Below are 22,946 nucleotides of genomic sequence, written 5' to 3' on the forward strand. Positions count from 1 at the left end.
TTTACATTTAGTCACTTTACATTTGTTCAAAATTTGCAACCAATATATTTAATGAATCAGAATCACGGATCTAGAGGCACCTATTTTTATGCCATCGGGTTAAGTTATAAAAAGGCAGACGCTGAAATTAGAGGACATTTTAGTCTTGATGATGCAGCTAAATTAAACCTTCTAAAGCAGGCTAAGGCTTCTGGTATAGAAAGTTTAATAGTAACCTCTACCTGTAATAGAACAGAAATTTATGGTTTTGCAGAACACCCATTTCAACTTATAAAATTATTATGCGATAATACTAAAGGCACTGTAGACGAGTTTCAAAAAGTAGCATATGTATACAAAACCAAAGAAGCAATCTCTCACATGTTTCGTGTTGGTTCTGGATTAGATAGCCAAATTCTTGGAGATTTTGAAATTATTAGCCAACTAAAAACTAGTGCTAAACTGTCTAAAAAACTTGGTTTATTAGATACGTTTTTAGAGCGTTTAATTACAATGGTTACTCAGGCGAGTAAACGCATAAAAAATGAAACCGAAATTTCTTCGGGTGCAACATCGGTCTCTTTTGCTTCTGTACATTATATTTTAAATAATGTTCCAGACATATCTAATAAAAATATATTACTCTTTGGTACAGGAAAAATAGGAAGAAACACTTGCGAGAATTTAGTTAAACACACTAAAAACGAACAAATAACTTTAATTAACAGAACCAAAGATAAAGCCGAACGTATTGCTGTAAAATTTAATTTACTAGTTAAAGATTATGCCAATTTACAAGAAGAAATAAATAATGCAGATGTTTTAGTTGTTGCAACTGGGGCACAAAACCCAACGGTAGATAAACACTTAATACAAACTAAAAAACCGCTTTTAATTTTAGATTTATCTATTCCTAAAAACGTACATGAAAATGTAACAGACCTAGAGGGTGTAACTTTAATTCATTTAGATTATTTATCGCAAATTACAGATGCAACATTAGAAAAAAGAAAGGCTTATATTCCTGTTGCCGAAACCATTATTGAAGATGTTAAAAAAGAATTTAACGATTGGTTAGAAACACGAAAATTTGCTCCTACTATAAAAGCATTAAAGAATAAATTATTAGATTTTAAATCGGCAGAACTTGATGTTCAACGCAAAAAAATATCTGATTTTAACGAAGCACAAGCCGAGTTAATTAGTAATAATATTATTCAAAAAATAACAAATCATTTCGCACATCACTTAAAAGACGAAGATTTTTCAACTAATGAAAGTCTTGAACTTATAAAAAAAGTGTTTCAGCTAGAAACATCAACAAATGCATAAAACTATTCGCATTGGTACAAGAGACAGTCAGTTGGCTCTTTGGCAAGCAAAAACAGTACAAAAACGTTTAGAAGATTTAGGGTATGCCACAGAAATTATTGCCGTTAAATCTACTGGAGATCTTATCCTAGATAAACCACTTTACGAATTAGGTATTACAGGTATATTTACTAAAACTTTAGATGTTGCTATGTTAAATGGCACCGTAGATATTGCTGTACATTCCATGAAAGACGTCCCAACCTTACTTCCAAAAGGGATCGTACAATCTGCTGTTTTAGAACGCGCCAATGTAAACGATATTTTGGTTTACAAAAACTTAGACTTTTTAGAAACGCAAGGCACAATAGCAACAGGAAGCTTAAGACGAAAAGCACAATGGTTAAACAAGTATCCAAATCATACTGTTGAAGATTTAAGAGGAAATGTTATTACACGTCTTCAAAAATTAGAAGACAACAATTGGGATGCGGCCATATTTGCTAAAGCTGGTTTAGAACGTATTAATGTTTTACCAAAACAATTTATTGAATTAGATTGGATGGTTCCTGCTCCTGCACAAGGTGCCATGGTAGTTGTGACTTTAGAAAAAGATAAAGACATCACAGAAGCAGTCTCAAAACTAAACGACACACATACAGATATTTGCACATACGTAGAACGTGAATTTTTACGTATATTAGAAGCAGGTTGTACTGCACCAATAGGTGGTATTGCAACAATTACTAATGATACTATTGCATTTACTGGTGTTTTATTAGCCTTAGACGGCAGTAAAAAACTAAGCATAAACAAAACCGATAATTTGAATAACTATAAAGATTTTGGAAAACGCTGTGCCTTAGAACTCATTGAAAAAGGCGGAAAAGAACTTATGGATTCTATCAAAAAGGAAATGAATTCATAAAAAACCCAAATAATAATGAAAATTAAAACGTTGCAAAACCTATATCGTTTTACAGATATTCTCATTTTATTTTTTTTAATTTTCGATTTCGGATTTAGTTTAAACGAAGAGTATAAACCCTTTAGAATCCCCGTTTATACTGGTATTACGTTACTAATTATTACTTTTAATTTTATTAAGCTTTTTCAATACAACAAAAGTAACCCGGTTAGGAAAACAATTAAATTTAATATCGGTATTTTAATTACCACACTTATTACTGCGACTACAGTTTTTTATTTAAATCAACATTTACCACCTGTAGAGCAACTCATGAGACCAAAAGTAGTCTTTGAATTGGGACTGTTTTTTTATCTTTTAATGCGTTTAACTTTTTTTATAAAGTACATTTATAAAATTTATTTTAACCCCGCTATTTTATTTGTTGGGAGCTTTTTTATTTTAGTTTTAGTTGGCGCATTATTACTTATGCTTCCTAAAGTTACAGTTAATGGTATAACATTCATAGATGCCTTATTTACCTCTACAAGTGCTATTTGTGTTACTGGACTTGCTGTCTTAGATACTGGTAAAGATTTTACCCAATTGGGGCAAACCGTAATTATTATTCTCATTCAAATGGGTGGTTTAGGGATATTAACATTTACATCGTTTTTCGCATATTTCTTTAAAGAAAGTTCGTCGTTTAGAGAAAGTATGTATATGAAAGATTATACATCTACAGAAAACTTACAAGATGTGTTTAAAATTGCAGCCCAAATTGTTGGATTTACTTTAGGTATTGAGCTTTTAGGAACAGTTTTTATTTACATGTCTATTGATGCTATAAGTACTATTGAAGATAAAATATTCTTTTCAATCTTTCATTCCATTTCAGCGTTTTGTAATGCAGGATTTTCAACATCTTCATCTAGTTTTTACGATCCTGCTTTAAGATACGATTACTCGCTACAATGGGTGCTTATGCTACTAATAATTATTGGTGGTATTGGGTATAGCTTTATATTTAACTCTTACACCTATTTAAAACGCAGGTTTTTAAATCTATTTAGAACAAAAAACAAAGTTACTACAACCGTTAGGGTGTTCACGTTAAATTCAAAAATTACAATTGTAACAACAAGCATTTTATTAACACTTGGATTTGTTTTTTTCTATTTTGCCGAAGCACAATTTAGCTTACAAGACCACAGTACTACATTTGGAAAAATAACCACAGCAATGTTCTCTTCTGTAACTCCAAGAACTGCAGGTTTTAATACTGTAGATTACAGTCAGGTCGCAACACCATCTTTATTACTAGTTATCTTTTTAATGTGGATTGGAGCTTCCCCAGGATCTACTGGAGGTGGTATAAAAACCAGTACGTTTGCTATTGCTACTTTAAATATATTAGCTACTGCAAGAGGAAAAAAACGAATAGAAATTAATACAAGAGAAATTTCTAGCAGCACTGTAAACCGTGCCTTTTCTATTATTTTCATCTCTTTATTAACTATAGGCACAGCAATACTATTACTCTTATTTTTTGAACCTGAAAAAGATTTATTAGCCATTGCTTTCGAATGTTTTTCTGCATATAGTACCTCAGGGTTAAGTGTAAACCTTACACCAACTTTAAGCGATCCAAGCAAATACGTAATTATTGTTGTTATGTTTGTTGGACGAATTGGATTGTTAAACTTGCTTTTTGGAATGCTTGGGCAAGTAGAACAAAAATTTTATCAATACCCACAAGAAAATATTTTAATAAACTAAGATATTATGAAAGTCATTATTTTTGGTCTCGGAAATTTCGGAATGTCACTTGCTTTAAGCCTTACAGAAACAGGTAACGAGGTTGTAGGAATTGACAAAAACATGGAAAAAGTAAATATTGTAAAAGATAAAATTGCTCATAGTATTTGCTTAGATTCAACCAACGAATTAGCTTACCAGTCACTTCCTGTAAAACAAACAGATATTGCTGTAGTTGCTATAGGCGAAAATGAAGGCGCAGCAATTATTACCACAGCTATTTTAAAAAAGTTAACAACAGCTAAAGTTATTAGCCGTTCTCTATCTCCAATTCACGATACAGTTTTACAAGCAATGGGTATAACATCTATAGTCCATCCAGAGCAAGAAGCAGCATTAAAACTTACAAATAAAATCAACCTTAAAAATATAGTAGATAGCTTTAAAATAGACGAAAAATATTCTATTTCAGAAATAAAAACACCTTCAGAATTTGTTGGAAAATCAATATCTAGTTTAGATTTTAGATCCAAACAAAAATTAAATATCATTACTATTCTTCGTAAAAAAGAAAAAATAAATTTAATAGGGAATACCACATTTATCAAAGAAGTTATAGGTATACCTGGAGCAAATACCATCATTCAAGAAGGAGACATTTTAGTTGTTTTTGGACTCAATGATGATATCTCTAAAATTTGTCATAAAAATTAAACATGCCAATTAAATCTATTCTATCAACTAAATTGCTTTATAAGGAATATAAAGCAGTATTAACAAAGGCAAATATTCAGCTTACAGAATATGATGCGATAAAAATAGAATTCATAGACTTTGATTCTGAAATAATTGTTGAAAATGCTATAATTACAAGTCAGAATGCAGCAAAAGCCGTAATTGAAAACAAAGTTGTAATAAAAAACTGCTTTTGTGTTGGAGAACGCACAATGAAGTATCTTGAAGAAAATGGTCAAAATGTATCCAAAATGAAACTTTACGGATCTGATTTGGCTAATTACATCGTAAAATACCATAAAAATGATACGTTTACATTTTTCTGCGGAAATTTAAGACACGATGCAATACCAAATATATTACAAGAACATAACATTAGTTTAAAAGAGATTATAGTATATCATACATTACCTGCTCCAGAAAAAATTGATCATACATTTGATGCGATATTATTCTATAGCCCTAGTGGCGTTTCTAGCTATTTAACAGAAAACACAATTACAAACGAAACGCTATTTTGTATAGGAAAAACAACAGCAGAAGCACTACCTGAACACATTAAAAATATAATAGTACCCACTAGTCCTACTATAGAAAACTTACTACAAACAGTAGTTAAATACTCAAAAAAATAATGATTAAAAACGATTTATACTTAAGAGCTTTAAAAGGAGAAACGGTAGAACGTCCTCCAGTTTGGATGATGCGTCAAGCAGGACGCTACCTACCAGAATTTATTGCTATTCGCGAAAAATACGATTTCTTTACACGTTGCCGTACGCCAGAATTAGCTAGTGAAATTACCGTGCAACCCATACGCCGTTACGGTATGGATGCCGCAATTTTATTTAGCGACATCTTAGTTATTCCTCAAGCCATGAATATAGATGTGGAGATGAAACCTAATTTTGGTCCATATTTACCAAACCCTGTGCGCGACCAAAAAGGTGTAGATAACGTAATTGTACCCGATGTTAACGTCGAGTTAGATTATGTGATGCAAGCCATTAAAGCGACTAAAGAACTTCTTAACAACGACATTCCTTTAATTGGATTTGCAGGCTCGCCTTGGACCATTTTATGCTACGTAGTACAAGGTCAAGGCAGTAAAAATTTTGACAAAGCCAAAGAATTTTGTTTTACAAACCCAGTTGCTGCTCACCAATTACTACAAAAAATAACAGATACTACAATCGCCTATTTAAAAGCTAAAGTAGTTGCTGGTGTAAATGCTGTACAGATTTTTGATTCTTGGGGAGGCATGTTATCACCAACAGATTACAAAGAATTTTCTTGGCAATATATAAACCAAATTATTGAAGCCCTAAAAGACGATGCACCTGTAATTGCTTTTGGAAAAGGGTGCTGGTTTGCATTGGGAGATATGGCTAAAAGTAATGCCGCTGCATTAGGAATAGATTGGACATGTTCTGCACAAAATGCACGCTATTTAACCGGTGGAAACATAACGCTTCAAGGAAACTTCGATCCGTCTAGATTATTATCCCCGCCTTCTGAAATTAAAAAAATGGTACACCAAATGATTAATGAATTTGGTAAAGACAAATATATAGTAAACTTAGGGCACGGTATCTTACCTAACATTCCGTTAGATCATGCTAAAGCATTTATAGATGCCGTTAAAGAATATAAATAATGCACAATAAATCGTTTTACATCTCTAATTTAGAACTATCAGATGCTCCTCATCTTCATAAATTTATGATGGATAATGTAAAGCGATTTGTTTCTTATTTACCGTATACACTTGCTAAAAATTTAAATGTTGAAGCTTCAGAGGCCTATATAATTGCCCAACAACAAAAAAGAGAGCATAAACACGAATATACTTTCACGCTAAAAGATGTTACTACAAATGCCATTTTTGCGCTTGTTATTTTAAAGGATATCGATTGGCTAAAAAAGATAGGTGAGTTTGCCTATTGTATTGATAAACATAAGGAAAACAAAGGCATAATGTCTTTGGCTATTACTAAATTTTCTCAGTATGCGTTTACTAAATTACAATTAAACACACTTCACATTATTTCCCATAAATCTAATATTGCAAGTATAAAAGTTGCTAAAAAAGCAGGATTTACATGGACAAAGACTCTGAAAAACGAATATGCGCCACCAAACGCACCAACTCAAGATATGGAATTATATGAATTACAGTGTAAAAGATAAATTTTATCAATATATATTAGGACTACAAGACACAATTACCACCGCATTAGAAGCTATGGATGGTAAAGCCAAATTTCAAGAAGACATTTGGAAACGTCCTGAAGGTGGCGGTGGAAGAACACGTGTTATAGAAAACGGTGCTGTTTTCGAAAAAGGAGGTGTAAATATTTCTGGCGTTCATGGCGAACTTCCTGAAAGTATGCAAAATTACTTTGGTGTTAAAGATGCCAATTTCTTTGCTTGCGGGCTAAGCTTAGTCTTACATCCTAAAAATCCAATGGTACCTACAGTACATGCCAATTGGCGTTACTTTGAAATGTACAACCAAGACGGAAACATCGTGGACCAATGGTTTGGTGGCGGACAAGACTTAACACCTTACTATCTTTTTAATGAAGACGCTATTCATTTCCACACCACTTGTAAAACAGCTTGCGATAAACACCATGCCGATTTTTACAAGATATACAAAGAGAAATGCGATACCTATTTCTGGAATGCACACCGAAATGAAGCACGAGGAATTGGCGGCTTATTCTTTGATTATTGTAAGGCTACCGACAATATGAATATGGATGAATGGTACAATTTTACTACCGAAGTTGGCAATAGCTTTCTAGAAAGTTATGTGCCAATTGTAAAAAAACGTAAAGATTTACCCTTTACTGAAGCGCAACGTACTTGGCAAGAAATTCGTCGTGGGCGTTATGTAGAATTTAATTTAGTACACGATAAAGGCACCTTATTCGGTCTTAAAACCAATGGTCGTATAGAAAGTATTCTAATGAGCTTACCGCCACACGTACAGTGGGTATATAATCATGATCCTGAGGCCGGTAGTGAAGAAGAAAAGTTGATAAGCATACTACAAAACCCTGTAAATTGGATTTAATTACTACATCCAATAATTTAATTGAAAAAATAATTTCAAAATATTAATAAACATGTATCCATTAAAAAGAAACAGACGTTTAAGAGCAAACGAAGCTATTCGTGCATTAGTTCGCGAAACTATTATTTCTCCAAACGATTTTCTAGTACCACTTTTTGTGGTTGAAGGTAAAGGTGTAAAAGACGAGATTCCGTCTATGCCAAATTATTTCAGGTTAAGTTTGGATTTACTTGAAAAAGAGGTTAAAGAATTATGGGCTTTGGGCTTAAAGTCGGTCTTACTTTTTGTTAAAGTAGACGACACTTTAAAAGACAACAAAGGGACCGAAGCCATAAACCCAAACGGATTAATGCAACGCGCTATTAAAACGGTTAAAAATGCTTGTCCAGATATGCTAGTAATGACTGATGTCGCTTTAGACCCGTATTCAATTTACGGTCACGATGGCATCGTAGAAAATGGTATGATAATTAATGACGAATCTTCTGAAGTTCTAGCACAAATGGCGCTAAGCCATGCTGTAGCCGGAGCCGATTTTGTTGCACCTAGTGATATGAATGATGGGAGAACCTTACAAATTCGTACTATATTAGAACAGGAGAATTTTAAAAACACGGGGATAATGGCCTATACTGCAAAATATGCTTCTGCATTTTATGGCCCTTTTCGAGATGCTCTAGATTCTGCTCCAGTAGATTTGGTAGATGTGCCAAAAGACAAAAAAACATATCAAATGGATTATGGTAACAGATTAGAAGCCATTAGAGAAACCCTTATAGATATTGAAGAAGGTGCAGATATTGTTATGGTAAAACCAGGATTATGCTATCTAGATATCGTTCGAGACATTAAAAATGAAGTCGATGTTCCTGTAGCTGTATATCAAGTTTCTGGAGAATATGCAATGCTTAAAGCTGCGGCAGAACGCGGATGGTTAGACCATGATGCGGTGATGATGGAGCAAGTTACATCTATCAAAAGAGCTGGCGCAGATATTATTGCAAGTTATTTTGCTAAGGATGTTGTGAAATTACTTTCGTAACTTAGCTAAAAATCAAAATATATAATATGGGAGCACTCATCTTTTGGGCAACAATTTCTATCTTTTTTTCGTTTTTATGTTCTATACTCGAAGCTGTATTTTTAAGTGTCACACCAACATTTATAAATGTTAAAAAAAATGAAGGAAAAGACTATGCTACCACTTTAGAAAATTTAAAAAAAGATGTAGATAAGCCGCTTATTGCAATCTTAACATTAAACACCATTGCACATACTTTAGGTGCAATGATGGTAGGTATTCAGGCGGAAAGCTTACCGTATAAATTTGAAATTTTTGGCATCAATACTGTAGGATTAGTTTCTGCAATCATGACGTTTTTAATACTTGTGGTTTCAGAAATTATTCCTAAAACTATAGGTGCAAAATACTGGCAAGGGTTAGCTAATTTCACATCAAAAGCACTTACCATTTTAATATTCCCTTTAAAATATACAGGTATATTATGGCTGCTTCAACTCACTACAAAACTTATAGGAGGCAAAGGCCATGGTAGTGTACTTAGTCGGGAAGATTTTCATGCCATGGCAGATATGGCCACTCAAGAAGGTGTATTTCAAGAATCTGAAAGTAAAATTTTAAAAAATTTATTAACCTTTAAAGATATACTTGCCAAACACATTATGACACCAAGAACGGTGATGAAAACAGCAAACGATAACACTACTGTTCAAGATTTTTTTAAAGCCAACTCAAATATTCGCTTTTCAAGAATACCTGTATACACAGATAGCCCAGATAATATTACAGGACTTGTATTAAAAGATGAAATCTTTAAAGAAATGGCACTTGGTAATGGCACAAAAACACTTAAAGATTTAAAACGAGACATTATTATAATAGAACGTAATATTGCAATTCCTACACTTTTTGAACAGCTTGTAGAAAGCAAAAATCACATGGCTCTGGTGGTAGATGAATACGGTTCTGTAAGTGGTATTGTAACCATGGAAGATGTTATTGAAACACTTTTAGGCCTTGAAATTATGGATGAAAGTGACCATGTTGCAAACCTTCAGGCTTTAGCTAGAAAAAGCTGGGAAGTACGTGCCAAACGCCTTGGCTTAATTAATGACTCTCTAGAAGAAAATTAATGGATACTTGTGTTATAAACACGCCTTTAGGTTTTACACAAATTGAAGGAGATACTAATGGTATTATTTCTATAAAAGTTTTAAATTATAAAGCAATACCTTCCAAGCTTATTCCAGATTCGCTGAAAAGTTGTGCAGAACAATTGCAAGATTATTTTGAAGGTAATCGTACAAACTTCAGTATTAAACAAAACCCAAAAGGCACCGATTTTCAGAAAAAAGTATGGGACGCCTTAACTAAAATTCCTTACGGAAAAACACTCTCGTATTTAGAACTTTCTAAACAATTAGGCGATGTAAAAGCCATTCGTGCTGTAGCCAATGCAAATGGTAAAAATCCGCTTTGGATTGTTGTGCCTTGCCACCGTGTTATTGGTACAGACGGAAGCTTAACAGGCTATGCCGGAGGCTTACACCGCAAACAATGGTTGTTAAATCACGAAAGTCCGGTAACACAACAAAGCTTATTTTAAATTATTATCTTTATTCAAACTAAAATTTAGTTATGAAAATTCTACTCAAACTTTTTAAGTTTATAGTCCTATTATGTGGCTTACTTATAGTTTTACTATATATATTCGATTACGATTATATTTTAAAAGCTGTACGTATAACCTATGGTACCGGACACAAAACTGCATATTTAGAAGATTATAAAAAATTTGATAATCGAGTTATAGCTCACAGTGCACCACAACCTTGGAATATTCATAACAACTACAATAAAGCTACCATTACAGATAGTTTAGAACGCACTAATATTGCAAACAAAACTATTGCTTACCTTATTATAAAAAACGATAGTATTTGGTTTGAAAAATATTATGATGGTTTTAATAAGACCTCTAAAACCAATTCGTTTTCAATGTCAAAAAGTATCGTTTCGGCTATGCTTGGTAAAGCCATTATGGAAGGTAAAATAAAAAGTTTAGACCAAAAGGTAAGCGATTATTTCCCAGAATTTAAAAAGGAATTATCCACAAACTTAACTGTTGGCGATTTATCGTCTATGGCATCTGGATTAGATTGGGACGAATCTTACTATTCTCCTTTTTCTGTAACTACTCGCGCTTATTTTGATGAAAACATAGCTCCTGTGATTCTAAATATGAAAGGTATAGAAACACCTGGAACATCTTACAAATACCTTAGCGGAAACACCCAATTACTAGGTATGGTTATAGAAAAAGCTACCGGACAAACCATGTCTGGCTATTTAAGTGAAGAATTCTGGAAACCCATGGGTTTTGAAAGTGATGCCCTATGGCAACTAGATAGTGAACAACACGGCTTAGAGAAAGCATACTGCTGCATTGCGAGTAACGCAAGAGATTTTGCTCGTTTTGGAAAACTATATAAAGACCAAGGAAACTGGAATGGAGAACAAATTTTAGATTCCGCATTTATACAAAAATCTATAACTCCACGTTTTCCCAATAGTCCAGAATATGGTTACGGTTGGTGGTTAAAAAATATAGGAGATAAACATTTTTTTATGATGCGTGGTCACCTGGGCCAATATGTAATTGTAGAACCTGAAGACAATATTATAATAGTACGCTTAGGGCATACAAAAGGACCTAAAGGAGATGGCGGCACTTTTTCTAAAGACATTTTTACGTATATTGAAGAAGGATATAATATGTTAAATGAATGATTACTAAACTTAATCTTGAAGACATTTTGTTTTTGGACATTGAAACCGTTCCAGAAACCCAGTATTTTTCTGATTTAACAGATACAAAAAAAGAACTTTGGAATTTAAAATCTAAATACCAAAGAAACGAACTCTCTGCTGAAGAATTTTACGAACGGGCAGGAATTTGGGCAGAATTCGGAAAAATTGTTTGTATTTCTGTTGGATATTTTATTCTAAAGGGTGAAAACAGACAATTTAGAACAACCTCTTTTTATGGTGAAGAAATTAATATATTAAAAGACTTTAAAAATCTTTTAGAAACACATTACAACCATCCTAGACAGTTATTATGTGCACATAATGGTAAAGAATTCGATTTCCCATACATTGCAAGGCGTATGATTATTCATAACATTCCCTTACCTTCTAAACTTAATTTATTTGGAAAAAAACCTTGGGAAGTACCACATTTAGACACTTTAGAATTATGGAAATTTGGTGATTACAAAAACTACACTTCACTTAAATTACTCACTAATATTTTAGGTATACCATCTCCTAAAGACGATATTGACGGCAGTGAAGTATATCGCGTATATTACCAAGACAAACAAATAGACCGCATAATTGTGTATTGCGAAAAGGACACCATTGCCGTTGCACAAATTTTATTAAGACTAAGAGGCGATGCCATTTTAACAGACGACGAAATTATTCATATTTAAATGCCTAAAACACCTTTATTACAGATTGAGAATCTTACCATTTCCTTTAATGGTAACGAAGTTATCCACAACATATCTTATCATTTATATGCCAATGAAATTTTAGGTATAGTTGGAGAATCTGGATCAGGGAAGTCTGTATCATCTCTAGCAATTTTAGGATTGCTCCCTAAAAAAATCACAACATTGTCTGGTGCCATTTATTTTAATACTACAAATCTCACAGCACTAAGCCAGAGTGGATTTCAAGAGATACGAGGAAATAAAATTGCGATGATATTTCAAGAACCTATGAGTTCATTAAATCCGTCTATGCGTTGTGGCGAACAGGTTGAAGAAATACTAATTCAGCATACAGGTTTATCGTTATCTCAAGTTAAAAATAAAGTCTTAGCCCTCTTTGAACAAGTTAAATTGCCAGATCCAGAACGTGTTTATAAATCGTATCCACACGAAATTTCAGGAGGTCAAAAACAACGGGTTATGATTGCCATGGCTATTGCTTGTGAACCCGATATTTTAATTGCAGACGAGCCAACAACTGCTTTAGATGTTACAGTACAAAAAGAAATTATAGTACTGCTTAAAGAACTACAAGACAAAACACACATGAGTATTATTTTTATTACTCACGATTTAGCTCTAATTTCTGAAATTGCCGAACGCGTTATTGTTATGTATAAGGGTGATATTGTAGAGCAAGGGACAGCAACAGATATTTTTAATCTGCCACAGCACAATTACACAAAAGCTCTTATAAACTCTAGGCCATCATTAAATATACGATTAAAAACACTACCTACCATTCAAGATTATTTAAATAATTCATTTGTAAAAAAAATTGTCACTAGTGAAGAGCGCCAAAAAATACACTCCGCATTATATAAACAATCTCCTTTATTAGAAGTAATTAATCTAGAAAAAGAATACATCTCAAGTTCGGGTTGGTTTGCTAAACCGCAAACATTTAAAGCCGTTAATAATGTTAGTTTTAAAATTTACGAGGGTGAAACTTTAGGCTTAGTAGGCGAATCAGGTTGCGGAAAATCAACCTTAGGGAATGCCATACTTCAGCTCGATAAAGCCACTGCTGGAACTATCCTTTACAAAGGAACAGATATTACTACGCTGTCTAAAAAAGCCATGAGAACGCTTAGAAAAGACATACAAATTATCTTTCAAGACCCTTATGCTTCATTAAATCCTAGACTAACCGTGGGGCAAGCCATTATGGAACCTATGACGGTACATAAACTCTATAAAAACAAAACAGAACGTAAGGCTAAAGTTTTAGAAATTCTAAACCGAGTAGGGCTCTCTGAAGCATATTTTAATCGTTATCCGCACGAATTTTCTGGAGGACAACGCCAACGTATAGGTATTGCAAGAACAATTGCTTTACAACCTAAACTTATTGTTTGTGATGAGTCTGTTTCGGCCTTGGATATTTCGGTACAAGCTCAGGTTTTAAATCTTTTAAACGAACTTAAAGAAAAGTTTGGCTTTACTTATATATTTATTTCTCACGATTTAGCTGTAGTAAAATACATGTCGGATCAATTAATTGTGATGAATAAAGGGGAAATCGTAGAAAAAAACGATGCGGATATTGTATATAACAATCCGCACCAAGAGTACACAAAAAGACTAATTAAAGCGATTCCAAAAGGATTATAACATAAACACCTTTTTCACTAAGTATATAAAATTTCTAACGAATAATCTGGTATTATAATACGCTTCATATAATTTACTCTCAGCGTAGTGAGGTTCGTCAGGTAGATTTGGGGCTACATTCATAATCGTTAGTTTTTGGCAGATTTGGGATCTATATAAAACAGTATTTTTGGGTATTGTAAATATCTAACTTAAATTCGATAAAACCGTTAAAAAGCATTATAAAATCGATAAAATGCACTATTTTTTAACATTTGGCAGATTTTAAATTAAATTTTACTTTAGTTTAAAATTTCATTTCGGGAATATCACCTTCAACAATTAATTTTCCTGCGGTAGCCTTAATTATTTCATCTACAGAAACACCAGGAGCTCGCTCTAATAATTTGAATCCGTTTTCATGTATTTCTAAAACAGCTAGATTAGTTACAATCTTTTTTACGCAACCTACACCTGTAAGGGGTAAGCTGCATTGTTTTAATAATTTTGAAGCTCCTGCTTTATTGGTATGCATCATAGCTACAATAATATTTTGAGCACTAGCGACTAAATCCATCGCACCGCCCATACCTTTAACCATTTTTCCGGGAATTTTCCAATTGGCAATATCTCCTGCTTCTGAAACTTCCATGGCTCCAAGAATCGTTAAATCGACATGTTGACCACGAATCATAGCAAAACTAGTTGCCGAATCAAAAAAACTAGCTCCTGGCAAAGTGGTAATCGTTTGTTTACCGGCATTAATAATGTCTGCATCTTCTTCGCCTTCAAAAGGAAACGGTCCCATACCCAATACACCATTTTCACTCTGAAATTCAACCTGAATATCATCCCTCACATAATTCGCTACCAACGTAGGAATACCTATACCTAAGTTTACATAATAACCATCTTTAACCTCTTGTGCAATACGTTTTGCAATTCCTATTTTATCTAACATCTTTTTAATGTAATAATTAGTAAATGAAATAATGTAGCAATTATTTACTCTTATAGCTAGAACTCAAAATTTTATATAATATTAATGCTAATTCATTAAAAGGCTCTTTTAAAACAGCAGGATTTTCATATTGCTTAGAGCGCTCACATAAGGTAACCCAATACTTAGTTTCCTCTAATTCTTTAGCAGCTATTTTTAATTTATGAATAAAATCGGCTCTACTTTCTGCATTTTGAGCTTCATGAATATGTGCCCCAATACTGGTTCCTGATTTTAATAATTGATTTGCAATTATATATTTTTTATTAGTCTCTAAAATTTCACAATACTCAATAATCAACAAAGCAAACGCTACTACTTTTCTAATATGACATTTGGTTTTTTCATTAGTAATCTTATTAAAATATATTAGATTATTACAGCGCTACATTGTATAATTATTACATTTATTAATTTCTACATTACCTCACCGTTCGCTGTTCAATACGCTTCTCATAACCTTTACCTTGAAAAATACGTTGTACAAAAATGCCGGGCACATGAATTTGATTCGGATCTAATTCGCCAACAGGCACTAATTCCTCAACCTCAGCAACTGTAATTTTTGCTGCACCACACATTACGGGATTAAAATTTCTGGCTGTACCCTTAAATATTAGATTTCCTGCTTCATCTCCTTTCCACGCTTTTACAAAAGCAAAATCGGCTTTAAACGCATGTTCTAGTACATACATTTTACCATCAAACTCTCGAGTTTCTTTACCTTCAGCCACTTCGGTTCCATACCCTGCTGGTGTATAAATGGCAGGAAACCCTGCTTTTGCAGCACGACAACGTTCGGCTAATGTGCCTTGCGGAATTAACTCTACATCGAGTTCACCACTCAGCATTTGTCGTTCAAACTCGTCATTTTCGCCCACATAAGACGATATCATTTTTTTGATTTGTTTTTTTTGAAGTAACAATCCTAAACCAAAATCATCTACTCCCGCGTTATTAGAAATACAGGTTAACCCTGTAACTTCTAACCGAACCAATTCAGTAATTGCATTTTCAGGTATACCACACAAACCAAAACCGCCAAGCATAAACGTCATATTACTGGTAACGCCTTCAAAAGCGTCTTTTACAGAATGTACTGTTTTTTTAATCATGATATTTCGAATTTACTTACTCTTAAAAATACGAAATTATTTCATGACTAAATTTATTAATAATGCAGTGTAAAAGGGTGTAAATCTTGAATAATTAATAATTTAGAAATATTAGCTCATTTATAAGTTATTATACTCATTCCTTCACTAAGCATAAACAACCAATTTATTTTCCTTAAAACCTATATTCTAATTTTAAAAGTATAAATCTTGGCAACAATCTATATTCGGTTGAAGATGTACTAATGTCACTAACAGTATATTTTCTAAACTGTTTTGTGTTTAATAAATTTTTTCCTGTTACTCCTATTTTTATTTTACTTTCAACAAATTGATAATTCGCTTCAAAATCTAAAAAATAATATTCATTTTTTGAGGTTAAGCTTCCAAAATAATACCGCTCAGACTGTAATTGCACATCAACTATTTCTGATAACATAAACGTTAAATCTAAAAAACTAACCGTATCTGTAAACGAATTTGTAATCGTAGTTTCTATCTTCGATGTTGTCCATTTAGTTCCTAAATGATAATTAAAAAACCCTTTAAATCCAGAACGGAGTTCTAATCCATAATTGTAATTATGAGTTGTAACTTTACGTAGTTCTGAATTATTTACACTGTTTTTGAATTCACTTTTAGTATAGCCTAAATCTAGTTTTAAGTTAGACGATATGGATTTAAAATAATAATCGAGCTTAGAACTGATAGTAAAGAAGGATCTATCGTGAATTCGTATTTTTTCTGATTGGGAATAATTTTGTTTCACAATGCTTTGTGTAGAAAGGAAATCATGATTTTTGGTGTACACAAAAAATGTGTTTGCAAAAAAACGATCGCTCCAATTTCCAAACATATAATTAACTGTAATACTAGAGGCATCTAACTGATTAAATCTGGATGTTCCTTTAGAAAACGAACGAAAACTGGTTAATACATAATCGCTGTACACATCTAAAACCCCAACATTTGTAGTGTTATAAGAATAGGTAGAGGTTACCTTATTTTTGTTGTTTATCTTCCAATCTAAACCTAAACTTGGATTAACAAAAAAAGGCCTTTGATTATCTGAATGTTCATTATTTTCTAATTCATTAAATAGCTGATGTAAATCTAATTTTCCAATTATTTTAAATGTGTTTAAATCTAAAATGTATTTACTTTTTAAATACAAATCATTTACCGTATACATGGTTCTATTTTGGTAACCTGTAGGATTTTCTAATAGTAAGTTTTCATCATATAATGAAAATGTAGTATTTAATTTATCTTTTCTAAAGGTATTTCCTAGTTGTAATTCTAAAAGGTTTTCATTTTCTTTTTTATCTAGTAAATGCGCATTGACTCCAACAAATTGCATATGGTTTGCACTGTATTGCTTTACATTATTTGCTGTGCTTTCATCTGGAAAAAGATCCTGAAAAAGGAATTGATTTACACTATAATTTTGTGGTGTATTTTCGTCTATAAGTCGTCCGGTGAGCAAAAGCACACGTTTATCTTTAAACTTATTGGTGTAATTTATACTCTGATCGAAACGTGTGTTCTTGTCGTTTAAATTTTCGGTCGTATTCAAACCATTAAACACCAAATTAGAACCGTCTTGATAGGTACTTATATTGTATTTGGTAGTACTTTCCAACATTTCGGTTTCAGAAATATTATACGTTGCATCTACCTTACCAAAAGCAGTTTTAGCTTTTTTTCTCAGTTTATAATCTTCGGTATTAATAAAGTCGGTGCCGTTAGCATAAACAACATCGGTAGTTTTTCTATAAAAATTGGTTTCATCCCAATTAAAAAAACCAAGTGCTTTAATTTTTAATTTTTCGGTCGGATTAAAAATGGCATTTAAAGATACCAATTCGGCATTGTTAAAATTGGTTCTGCTTTTTTTAAAATCTAGCTGTGTTGCCGACAAATTTATAAGTGTATTTGCATTTTGGTTGTCGCCAATATGCCCTGGGTCATTTAATCGAAACGGATTAATTAAATTTTGAATGTCGCCTGTAGCATCCTTCCCTATCGAGTTTAGGTTAGTTAAAAAGTAATATTTATTTTTCTTACCAAAGTTCATTAAGTTTCCTTTTAGTTCGTAAAAATTATCGTTACCTAAACTGGTCTGTATGTTACCAAACCAAATTCGTTTTGCACTTTCATCGAGTTTTAAATTTAAAGCCACCTTATCGCTGTCTTCTACACCTTTTAGTAAATGGTTATTCGAGTAATTTTTTAAAACCTCGACTTCATCAATTACATACGCAGGCATATTTTTTGACAATATTTTATAGCCCTTTTCAAAAAAATCGTCGCCATCAACCATTATTTTTTCAATCTCTTGGTTACCTACTCTTATTTTACCATCGCTATCTATATTTAAACCTGGTATGTTTTCTAGTAACTCTTCTACCGTTTGTTCTGTATCGTTGGTAAAGTATTTAGTTTTAAACCTAATGGTGTCTTTTTGTACAGAAATGGGTTTTTCGGCCGCAATAAAAACCTCATCTAAAGCCATGGCTTTTTCGTGTAAAACCACATTAAATTGAACCGTTTTATTCTCGGCAGTTAAATTTATTGGAAGTTTTTTGGTGTGATAGCCTAGTGCCGAAAATTCTAAAACAAACGTACCAGAATCTATATCTTCTATAGCATAAGATCCATTTACATTAGAAAACCCATAAGTCACTAAAGCATTACTGTTATCTTTTAATAAAATATTTACAGATGCTAAGGCGCCTATACTATCTGTTACCGTTCCAGAAATTGTAGTTTGGGCATACCCGAAATACGAATACAACAACATAACGGCAATAATACTGGTTTGGGCAAATTTTTTGCAAGTGGTTTTGGGCATTAAGTAATTTGTTTTAGGCGTAGGTATTTAAAACAATATGCATTTATAAAAGAAACAATCTTATAACAAATTATTACTCGGTTGGAGACTAAAAACCTGAAACGCTTTACTAAACCTGCTCTTAAGAGAACCTAAACCAAATTCAGGTTGAGGCTCGTTTTGTGATTTCAGAAACTAAAAATTCTACAACAACTAATTCGATTCAGTTTCATTTTCTTCTTCCCATTCAAAAATACGTTCCATACCATCTCCTTTTTTTTCTATATGTTTTCTAGTTACTTTTCTATCCCTAGGCATACTAGCAATAATTCGATTTACAAACTCTTCTTCAGATGCTCTCTTAAGGTCAATAAATGGTTTTAACTGAATAGGTTTAATGTTAGTTGTAGGCAATTGTAAATCATTTGTTAACTTCCCAGTGTTTTCAAGATTCAAACTAATCGCTAAAAAATCTACTTTACTGGCAGTATCTTTAATTTTTAAAATTAAGCCTGGTAACCCCTGTAATTTCCATGGCCCATAACGTACAGGAATATCCATCGCGAACCAAGCGATATACCTTCTTCCTCTAAATTCACCCACTGCCTTATTACATAACTGACCTAAAATAGTATCTTGATCTTTAAATGAAATATCCCAACTTATCTTTGGAAGTGTTTCAAAAATTAAATAGGTTTCAGAGTCTACCGACTCTTGGGTATGCAATGTTTTATCTTTTGTATTTACATAATATTTTGTCTGATCATCATCTTTGTCTAAATCATAGTCAATAACTTTTGTGCCTGAACTATGGCTAGAAGTATATTCGCCTGCGACATAACACGATCTAGTATCTGAAAAATAAAGTGTCCCTGTATTTTGGGCAGGATAATCGATATTTAGTTTTAAACTATATACAACTGTGCCTTGCATGGCCTTATTTTGAGCAAGTACAAGTGATGAAATTAGTAAAAAAACGTAAGTTATAATGTTTTTCATATACAAGTTTTATTCTAAAAATAACTTGTTGAAAGTTTTTCAACAAGTTATTAAATTATTTCCTACCTAAGAACAAATACAACTCCACCACAATCTTCATAACCATCAGGAGCTTCAATAGTAAATTCCCCAATAACTGAACCATCTGCCCTTTTAACTACATATAGTACACTACAAGGTAACTCTTCTAATTCTATTGACATTTGTTTATTATTTATTACAGTTTCTTCAAAATCATTAATAACATTAACCTTTATAATGTTATTATTTGCAATTCCATGTACTCCAACTAATAAAAAAAACATATAATATATTTTTCATAATTTTTAAATTTTAAACCTGTAATACTTTTAAACAGGTTGATTAATACGATTTTTTTGCTTCATAAAAAGCCGTGAAGTTTTATCGTTGAAGTTTTAAAAAAATAAGCTGGCGCCAGCTATGATCGATCTTGTATTCAGAAATTTATTAAGACTTCAAACTCAATAAATTTCCTTCAACTTATCAAACGTAAAAAAAAAAAAGATTTTTCATTTTTAAAATTCATAAAAAAACCTGCATTTCATCTAAAATTACTCAAAAACAACACTTTACATTACGGAAAAACCGTAACCATATACTTTATCAAACAATTAAACTTAAATTTTAAACATAAAAAAACCATCCTAAGACAGTGTTACACAATCTTAGGATGGTCTTAAAAATATATTTAATTATATGATTTAGAAATCTAAATCGTCTATAGTGCCTTGATTAGGCTTTATTTGTTCTGTATCTTCAGTATTTCCAGCTTCCGAACAATCTACTCGAATTGTTAATTCTTCTGGTTCTTGAAATTCTGCTGTCGAAATGTTTAAATCTTCATCTGCATAACAGCTCTTCATATAAGACCCCCAAATAGGCAATGCCATAGATGCGCCTTGTCCGTATGTAATAGATCTAAAATGCACGGCTCTATCTTCAGCTCCAACCCATACACCTGTAACTAAGTTAGGCACCATCCCCATAAACCAACCATCACTTTGGTTTTGCGTAGTTCCTGTTTTTCCTGCTATTGGGTTTGTTAATTTATATGGATATCCAGTCATGATTTCCTGATACATTTTATTCCATTTTTCGGCACCTTGTGTTCTTAAACGTCCCCCAGACGAACCGCCTTCAGTAACACCTTCCATAAGTTTTACAGTAACATAGGCCACCTCTTCACTTAATACATCCTTAGTTTTTGGTGAAAACTGATATAAAATGGTATTATTCTTATCTTCAATACTTGTTACCATTACAGGTTCTGTGTACACGCCTTTATTTGCAAACGTAGCATAAGCGGCCACCATTTCAAAAACACTTAAATCTACTGTTCCTAATGCTATAGAAGGTACTTCTGGAATTTCTGTAGTTACACCTAATTTATGAGCCATTTCAATAACATGAGCTGGTCCAACCTTATCCATTAAACGTGCTGTAATAGTATTTACAGAATTTGCTAAGGCATTTTTAAGCGTTCTTGTTCCTCCATAGGTTAATCCAGAATTTTCTGGAGTCCAATCTTTTAAATTGCCCCAACGCCCTTCTTCAATAGTATACGGTACATCTGGAAATTCGTCGCATGGAGATAAATGTAATTGATCTATAGCAGTTGCATACACAAAAGGTTTAAAAGTAGATCCTACTTGACGCTTACCTTGCTTTACGTGATCGTATTGAAAGTGTCTATAATTCATCCCTCCAACCCATGCTTTTACGTGTCCTGTTTCTGGGTCCATGGACATCATTCCTGGGTGTAGAAACTTTTTATAATAACGCATAGAATCTATAGGTTTCATTATAGTATCTATTTCTCCTTTCCAAGAAAAGATAGTCATAGGGATTGGTGTATTGAAGGCTTTTATAATTTCTTCATCAGACTTTTTAAGCTCGTATTTCATTTTTCGCCATCGTTCTGACTGACGCATAGAGCGATTCATTAATCCATTAACCTCATCTTCAGTTAGCCCTAAAAATGGCGTAGTCGGATTTCTTTCAGGAGTATTTTGAACATCGAATTCTTTCTGTAAATTAATCATATGTTGCTGTACAGCATCTTCTGCGTATTGTTGCATGCGCGAATCTATAGTAGTGTACACTTTTAATCCGTCTCCGTATAAATTATACTTAGTGCCATCTGATTTTGGATTTTTATTAATCCAATCTTTCATAAACTTCTTTAAATACTCTCTAAAATAAGTAGCAATACCTTCTCTATGAGACTCTGGTGTATAATTTAATCCTAGATCTTTTTTTTGTAAAGAATCTTTAACTCGCTCGGTAATGTAGCCATATTTTTGCATTTGAGCCAACACCACATTCCTACGATTTTTAACACCTTCAGGGTTACGTCTTGGGTTATATAATGAAGAGTTTTTAAACATCCCTACAAGCATGGCTGCTTCTTCTAGATCTAAATCTTTAGGTTGTTTTCCAAAGTATATGCTAGAGGCACTTTTTATTCCATCCCCGTTATTACCAAAGTCATAAATATTAAAATATTGAGAAATTATTTCTTCTTTTGTGTATTGGCGCTCTAAACGAATGGCTATAATCCACTCTTTTACCTTCTGCATCATACGCTCAGGTAAATTTTTAGACCCTTCGCCATGAAATAGCAATTTTGCTAATTGTTGCGAAATAGTACTCGCACCACCGCCTTTACCCATCTTTACAATAGCTCTTAATGTCCCACGACCATCAATACCAGAATGTTCATAAAAACGTGCATCTTCTGTGGCTATTAATGCATCGACTAAATTTTTAGATAAATCTTCATAACCAACTGGAGTACGATTATCGTTAAAATAAAATTTCCCTAAAGTTTTTCCATCTGCTGAAATAATTTCTGTTGCTAAATTAGTTTTAGGGTTTTCTAATACTGTATGATCGGGTAAATCTCCAAATGCAGAAGCAGATAAAAACAGTAAAACAAAAGCAATAATGCCAGTTAGAAAAAGTATCCAAAATATACGTACATACTTGGCATGGCTTTGCACTTTAACAGGTTCTTTCTTTTTTGCCATAAT

The 22,946-nt window shown here is 32.7% G+C and carries 21 protein-coding genes; 14 read left to right on the forward strand and 7 right to left on the reverse strand.

The genetic code is table 11. The features are described 5' to 3' along the window. Window positions 1-51: 51 nt before the first annotated feature. The 14 genes from hemA to FNB79_RS03570 are packed head-to-tail and all read left to right on the forward strand — an operon-like array spanning window position 52 to window position 13,967. Window positions 52-1,311: a glutamyl-tRNA reductase gene (gene hemA, locus FNB79_RS03505; RefSeq protein WP_143379985.1), complete on the forward strand. Its 1,260-nt coding sequence runs from the start codon at window positions 52-54 to the stop codon at window positions 1,309-1,311. Continuing rightward, window positions 1,304-2,218 (forward strand): hydroxymethylbilane synthase, encoded by a 915-nt coding sequence (gene hemC, locus FNB79_RS03510; protein WP_143379986.1) that lies wholly within the window; start codon window positions 1,304-1,306, stop codon window positions 2,216-2,218. The genes hemA and hemC overlap by 8 nt, the downstream gene beginning before the upstream one ends. 15 nt (window positions 2,219-2,233) lie before the next feature. Beyond that, the gene (locus FNB79_RS03515; RefSeq protein ID WP_143379987.1) at window positions 2,234-3,976 is read left to right on the forward strand and encodes a TrkH family potassium uptake protein; all 1,743 of its coding nucleotides are present in this window, start codon (window positions 2,234-2,236) and stop codon (window positions 3,974-3,976) included. Window positions 3,977-3,982: 6 nt separating this feature from the next. Continuing rightward, on the forward strand, window positions 3,983-4,669 hold the full coding sequence (locus tag FNB79_RS03520; RefSeq protein ID WP_143379988.1) for a potassium channel family protein: 687 nt from the start codon (window positions 3,983-3,985) through the stop codon (window positions 4,667-4,669). A gap of 2 nt (window positions 4,670-4,671) precedes the next feature. Further along, window positions 4,672-5,325, forward strand: coding sequence for a uroporphyrinogen-III synthase (locus FNB79_RS03525; protein ID WP_143379989.1), 654 nt, complete (start codon window positions 4,672-4,674; stop codon window positions 5,323-5,325). After that, the gene (gene hemE / locus FNB79_RS03530) at window positions 5,325-6,347 is read left to right on the forward strand and encodes a uroporphyrinogen decarboxylase (RefSeq protein WP_143379990.1); all 1,023 of its coding nucleotides are present in this window, start codon (window positions 5,325-5,327) and stop codon (window positions 6,345-6,347) included. Before FNB79_RS03525 ends, hemE begins: the two co-directional genes overlap by 1 nt. Then, window positions 6,347-6,880, forward strand: coding sequence for a GNAT family N-acetyltransferase (locus FNB79_RS03535; RefSeq protein ID WP_143379991.1), 534 nt, complete (start codon window positions 6,347-6,349; stop codon window positions 6,878-6,880). Before hemE ends, FNB79_RS03535 begins: the two co-directional genes overlap by 1 nt. Then, window positions 6,858-7,772: an oxygen-dependent coproporphyrinogen oxidase gene (gene hemF, locus FNB79_RS03540; RefSeq protein WP_143379992.1), complete on the forward strand. Its 915-nt coding sequence runs from the start codon at window positions 6,858-6,860 to the stop codon at window positions 7,770-7,772. The genes FNB79_RS03535 and hemF overlap by 23 nt, the downstream gene beginning before the upstream one ends. A gap of 52 nt (window positions 7,773-7,824) precedes the next feature. Beyond that, the gene (gene hemB / locus FNB79_RS03545; RefSeq protein ID WP_143379993.1) at window positions 7,825-8,814 is read left to right on the forward strand and encodes a porphobilinogen synthase; all 990 of its coding nucleotides are present in this window, start codon (window positions 7,825-7,827) and stop codon (window positions 8,812-8,814) included. 26 nt (window positions 8,815-8,840) lie between these two features. Beyond that, window positions 8,841-9,926, forward strand: a complete 1,086-nt coding sequence (locus tag FNB79_RS03550; RefSeq protein ID WP_143379994.1) for a CNNM domain-containing protein — start codon at window positions 8,841-8,843, stop codon at window positions 9,924-9,926. Beyond that, a complete protein-coding gene (locus FNB79_RS03555) occupies window positions 9,926-10,399 on the forward strand; it encodes a methylated-DNA--[protein]-cysteine S-methyltransferase (RefSeq protein ID WP_143379995.1) in 474 nt (157 codons plus the stop codon). The genes FNB79_RS03550 and FNB79_RS03555 overlap by 1 nt, the downstream gene beginning before the upstream one ends. 32 nt (window positions 10,400-10,431) lie before the next feature. After that, window positions 10,432-11,583, forward strand: a complete 1,152-nt coding sequence (locus FNB79_RS03560; protein ID WP_143379996.1) for a serine hydrolase domain-containing protein — start codon at window positions 10,432-10,434, stop codon at window positions 11,581-11,583. Continuing rightward, on the forward strand, window positions 11,580-12,290 hold the full coding sequence (locus FNB79_RS03565; RefSeq protein ID WP_143379997.1) for a 3'-5' exonuclease: 711 nt from the start codon (window positions 11,580-11,582) through the stop codon (window positions 12,288-12,290). Before FNB79_RS03560 ends, FNB79_RS03565 begins: the two co-directional genes overlap by 4 nt. Then, the gene (locus FNB79_RS03570) at window positions 12,291-13,967 is read left to right on the forward strand and encodes an ABC transporter ATP-binding protein (RefSeq protein WP_143379998.1); all 1,677 of its coding nucleotides are present in this window, start codon (window positions 12,291-12,293) and stop codon (window positions 13,965-13,967) included. Window positions 13,968-14,253: 286 nt separating this feature from the next. On the opposite strand, the gene FNB79_RS03575 is transcribed toward FNB79_RS03570, so the two are convergent. The 7 genes from FNB79_RS03575 to FNB79_RS03600 all read right to left on the reverse strand — a co-directional run bounded on the left by FNB79_RS03575 (window position 14,254) and on the right by FNB79_RS03600 (window position 22,943). Continuing rightward, complete coding sequence (locus FNB79_RS03575) at window positions 14,254-14,907, reverse strand: 3-oxoacid CoA-transferase subunit B (RefSeq protein WP_143379999.1); 654 nt, start codon at window positions 14,905-14,907, stop codon at window positions 14,254-14,256. A gap of 40 nt (window positions 14,908-14,947) precedes the next feature. Beyond that, window positions 14,948-15,250, reverse strand: coding sequence for a four helix bundle protein (locus FNB79_RS03580; RefSeq protein WP_317129211.1), 303 nt, complete (start codon window positions 15,248-15,250; stop codon window positions 14,948-14,950). Between the two features lie 118 nt (window positions 15,251-15,368). Further along, window positions 15,369-16,061, reverse strand: coding sequence for a CoA transferase subunit A (locus FNB79_RS03585; protein WP_143380001.1), 693 nt, complete (start codon window positions 16,059-16,061; stop codon window positions 15,369-15,371). Between the two features lie 175 nt (window positions 16,062-16,236). Then, a complete protein-coding gene (locus tag FNB79_RS03590; RefSeq protein WP_246073326.1) occupies window positions 16,237-18,915 on the reverse strand; it encodes a carboxypeptidase-like regulatory domain-containing protein in 2,679 nt (892 codons plus the stop codon). A gap of 192 nt (window positions 18,916-19,107) precedes the next feature. Next, window positions 19,108-19,893, reverse strand: a complete 786-nt coding sequence (locus FNB79_RS03595) for a GLPGLI family protein (protein ID WP_143380002.1) — start codon at window positions 19,891-19,893, stop codon at window positions 19,108-19,110. Between the two features lie 62 nt (window positions 19,894-19,955). Further along, complete coding sequence (locus FNB79_RS17155) at window positions 19,956-20,096, reverse strand: hypothetical protein (protein WP_185967833.1); 141 nt, start codon at window positions 20,094-20,096, stop codon at window positions 19,956-19,958. Between the two features lie 519 nt (window positions 20,097-20,615). Beyond that, entirely contained in the window at window positions 20,616-22,943 is a 2,328-nt protein-coding gene (locus FNB79_RS03600) for a penicillin-binding protein 1A (RefSeq protein ID WP_143380003.1), read from the reverse strand. Between the last annotated feature and the right edge of the window lie 3 nt (window positions 22,944-22,946).

Origin of the sequence: Formosa sediminum, assembly GCF_007197735.1 — a bacterium.
In the GTDB taxonomy this organism is placed as follows: domain Bacteria; phylum Bacteroidota; class Bacteroidia; order Flavobacteriales; family Flavobacteriaceae; genus Formosa; species Formosa sediminum.